Here is a 3,269-nt window from a genome sequence, read left to right as displayed (position 1 = left end):
CCCCCCCCCCCCCCCCCGCCCCCGCCCCCCCCCCCCGCCCCCCCCCCCCCCCCCCCCCCCCCCCCCCCCCCCCCCCCCCCCCCCCCCGCCCCCGCCCCCCCCCCCCCCCCCCCCCCCCCCCCCCCCCCCACCCCCGCCCCGCCCCCCCCCCCCCCCCCCCCCCCCCCCCCCCACGACCGGCCATTCTCGAATGGCTCTTTCGGCCCGTAAAGATCGTCCGTTCGGACTGATCGCTAAGACGGATTGCGCCGTACGCTGGTCCGGATGGCTCGACCCCGACGCAGCACGGTGGTAGCCTTCGTCGTGGGTGGACAAGATGTCTCGACGGCTACAGGGATTTCTTCCGATCGTCCTGCTCGCGCTGGCGATGCAGATCGTGGCGCCGATCGCGGCATGCTGGGCCGCGGGCATCGCGATTGCCGATCCGCTGCAATCAGCCGGCATTTGCCATAGTGACGCAACCACCGGCTCCGGCGATCAGGATCGCGAGCAACATGCTCACGATGGTCTTTGCGCGATCTGCGTAGCCCATGCAGGGACCGCCGTTGATGCGCCGAGGCCTGTCGCCCTCGTTGTGCTCCTCCGTCAGTTCAGGCCAATTCTTTGGGCCGATAAAGAACTGACGCGCGTAGCGTCCCGCATCGGCTCGAATACCCAGGCGCGTGCACCCCCGCGATTTGCGTAAAGCATGGCGGCCCATGGCCGCTGCGTTTGCACATCAAACTCGCGGAGACCTTCCATGTCCATCTGTCACGTGCGAGCGGGCCTATGGGGCGCAGCGATCGCGCTTATTCCTCTTTCCGGAGGCGCGGCCCATGAAATCGTCGGCAACCGCTTCTTTCCGGCCACGCTCACCATCGACGATCCCGGCGTGAATGACGAGCTTTCATTACCGACGGTATCCGGCTTCAAGACCGGCGACGATCCGTCGTTTCGACAGCGCGATTTCTCCGGTGAATTTTCCAAGCGGATCACTGAGGCCTTTGCGATCTCGATCGGGTCGACCTATAGCGTCTTTAGTCCACCCGGGGGGCCCACCGGAACGGGCGCGCACGGATTTCAAAACCTCGAAACCACGTTCAAGTACCGCGTCTTCAAGGACCCCGCGCATGAATTCGTCATGTCGGTGGGGTTGAGCATCGAATGGGGCGGCACCGGCGCCGACAGCGTCGGCGCCGATCCGTTCAACACCTACACGCCGACGATCTGGTTCGGCAAAGGCTTTGGCGATCTACCCGACACCCTGTCATGGCTGCGACCGGTCGCTGTTACCGGACAGGTCGGCTACGCCATACCGGGCAGGCGCTCCACGACGACATTCGGGTTCGATCCAGACATCGGCGAGATAACGGCCGACACGGAGTTCAATCCCCGGGTGCTGAACTGGGGCGCAACGATCCAATACAGCATGCCCTATCTGAGGTCCGCGGTGATCGACCTCGGACTGCCGGAATTCGTCAATCACCTGATCCCACTGGTCGAAGCGACGCTGCAGACGCCGGTGTCGAACACGTTGACCTCGGGCACGAAGACGACCGGGACCATCAACCCCGGAGTCCTTTGGGTCGGGAACAAATTCCAGGTCGGTGTCGAAGCCCTAATCCCGATCAACAGGCAAAGCGGCACCAATGTCGGCGTGATCGCCCAACTGCATCTCTACCTCGACGACATTGATCCTCATGGAATTGGAAGACCAATCTTCGGTCCCGCGGTCCAGCCCGCCAGCCCCTTTCCAAGGAATTGATCCATGCGACGCCCAACTCTGAGTCTGCTTTTGCTATTGCTCGCGACCGGCGAGGCGGCCGCTCACGCCTTCCTCGACCACGCCGAGCCCCGCGTCGGCAACAAGGTCGCAAGCCCTCCGCGCGAGGTGACGCTCTGGTTCACGCAGAAGCTGGAGCCGGCGTTCAGCACCGTCACCGTAACCGGCCCGGCCGGGCAGCGCGTCGACACCGGCAAGGCTCGTGTCAGTGGCAACCAGATGTCGGTCGCGCTAAAGCCGGGTGGCACTGGCGCGTACCACGTGAATTGGCGCGTGCTGTCCGTGGACACCCACACGACCGATGGCAGCTTCAGCTTCCTGGTCGGCCAATAGGCCGCGCGAGGCGCCGATGGACTGGTCCGCAGCAGGGGCGCCCATGATCGCGACGCGAGCGATCCACTTCGCGGCGACGGCAACTATGACCGGAACGCTGGTTTTCCGGATGGTGGTCGCGAAACCCGTTTTGCGTTCGGAGGAAGGCATCGCCAATCGACTCCAGACCCAAACGCTTCGGGTCCTATGGCTTGCTCTTGCTGCCGCGACGATCTCCGGGGCGATCTGGCTGTTGCTGCAGGCGGGGTCGATGAGCGGACTGCCATCGAATGAGGCCATGAGCACGGACGTATTGTCGACGGTGATCAATGAAACGCAGTTCGGCCAGGTCACGACAATTCGCCTGGGCCTTGCGATCGGTCTGGCGGCCTGCCTTGCATGTTATCGCGTGGCATTCGCGGAGTGGCTAGCGCTTGCGGCGGCGCTCGGTTTCGCCGCAAGTCTCGCCTGGACTGGTCACGCTGGCTCGACACTTGGAGCGATGGGCTACCTGCACCTCGCCGCAGATACGCTCCATCTGATTGCCGCCGCGGCCTGGATCGGCGGCTTGGTGGCACTGAGCTTGTTCCTGGCCATCGCCCATCGAAACAACGCAATGTCGCTCGCTCGCAATGTCGTTGCCCGATTTTCGACGTTGGGCATCGTCAGCGTAGCAATCCTCATGCTCAGCGGCATTATCAACGCCGCCATCCTGGTCGGCTCCCTGCACGGGCTCGTCGCCACCGAATATGGGCGCGTGCTGACGCTCAAGGTCGCGATGTTCGCGGTGATGCTCGTCTTCGCTGCTATCAACCGGTTTCGCCTGACGCCGCAGCTCGCTTCCTTTGGAAACGAGCAATCGTCCAACGCGCTTCGTCAACTGATCCACAACAGCGCGATCGAGACAGCATTCGGACTGGGCATCCTTGTCATTGTTGCGATGCTCGGAACCATGCATCCCGCCGTTCACTACGACCTCGCGATGACCGGCGACTATCAAAGCTACATTGGCCCCTGTCGCGCGCAAACATTGTCTAGCGCACACGGTCATCACTGAGAGTCGGCTTGTGGCCCAGGCCGTGTGAAAATGGTGCAACTTGGAGCGCACTGGCGCATTTCGTGGCCGCCGAGCTTCTAATTCGGTGGAATCGACCTCCTGTCATCTCAGTGGCAGCCTGGAGCTTCAGGTAGGCGC

4 protein-coding genes are annotated in these 3,269 nt (G+C 63.8%); all 4 read left to right on the top strand.

Going from position 1 to position 3,269, the window contains the following annotated elements; all coding sequences use genetic code 11:
* Positions 1-316: 316 nt before the first annotated feature.
* From ACZYOF_RS43100 to copD, 4 genes are read left to right on the top strand one after another with little or no spacing between them, the layout of a single operon-like run.
* On the top strand, positions 317-685 hold the full coding sequence (locus tag ACZYOF_RS43100) for a DUF2946 domain-containing protein (protein ID WP_130579395.1): 369 nt from the start codon (positions 317-319) through the stop codon (positions 683-685).
* Positions 686-739: 54 nt separating this feature from the next.
* Complete coding sequence (locus tag ACZYOF_RS43095; RefSeq protein ID WP_130579397.1) at positions 740-1,744, top strand: hypothetical protein; 1,005 nt, start codon at positions 740-742, stop codon at positions 1,742-1,744.
* A gap of 3 nt (positions 1,745-1,747) precedes the next feature.
* Complete coding sequence (locus tag ACZYOF_RS43090; RefSeq protein WP_130579399.1) at positions 1,748-2,095, top strand: copper resistance CopC family protein; 348 nt, start codon at positions 1,748-1,750, stop codon at positions 2,093-2,095.
* 43 nt (positions 2,096-2,138) lie between these two features.
* A complete protein-coding gene (gene copD, locus ACZYOF_RS43085) occupies positions 2,139-3,131 on the top strand; it encodes a copper homeostasis membrane protein CopD (RefSeq protein WP_245476212.1) in 993 nt (330 codons plus the stop codon).
* The last annotated feature ends 138 nt before the right edge of the window (positions 3,132-3,269 follow it).

This window comes from Bradyrhizobium sp. LeoA1Lang (genome assembly GCF_055413685.1).
This window is presented reverse-complemented; position numbering and strand designations above follow the sequence as displayed.

What these genes read in the sequence shown, in the direction of transcription:
- ACZYOF_RS43100 (WP_130579395.1), top strand. Translation starts at nt 317, where the DNA reads ATGTCTCGACGGCTACAGGGATTTCTTCCGATCGTCCTGCTCGCGCTG.
- ACZYOF_RS43095 (WP_130579397.1), top strand. Translation starts at nt 740, where the DNA reads ATGTCCATCTGTCACGTGCGAGCGGGCCTATGGGGCGCAGCGATCGCG.
- ACZYOF_RS43090 (WP_130579399.1), top strand. Translation starts at nt 1,748, where the DNA reads ATGCGACGCCCAACTCTGAGTCTGCTTTTGCTATTGCTCGCGACCGGC.
- copD (WP_245476212.1), top strand. Translation starts at nt 2,139, where the DNA reads ATGATCGCGACGCGAGCGATCCACTTCGCGGCGACGGCAACTATGACC.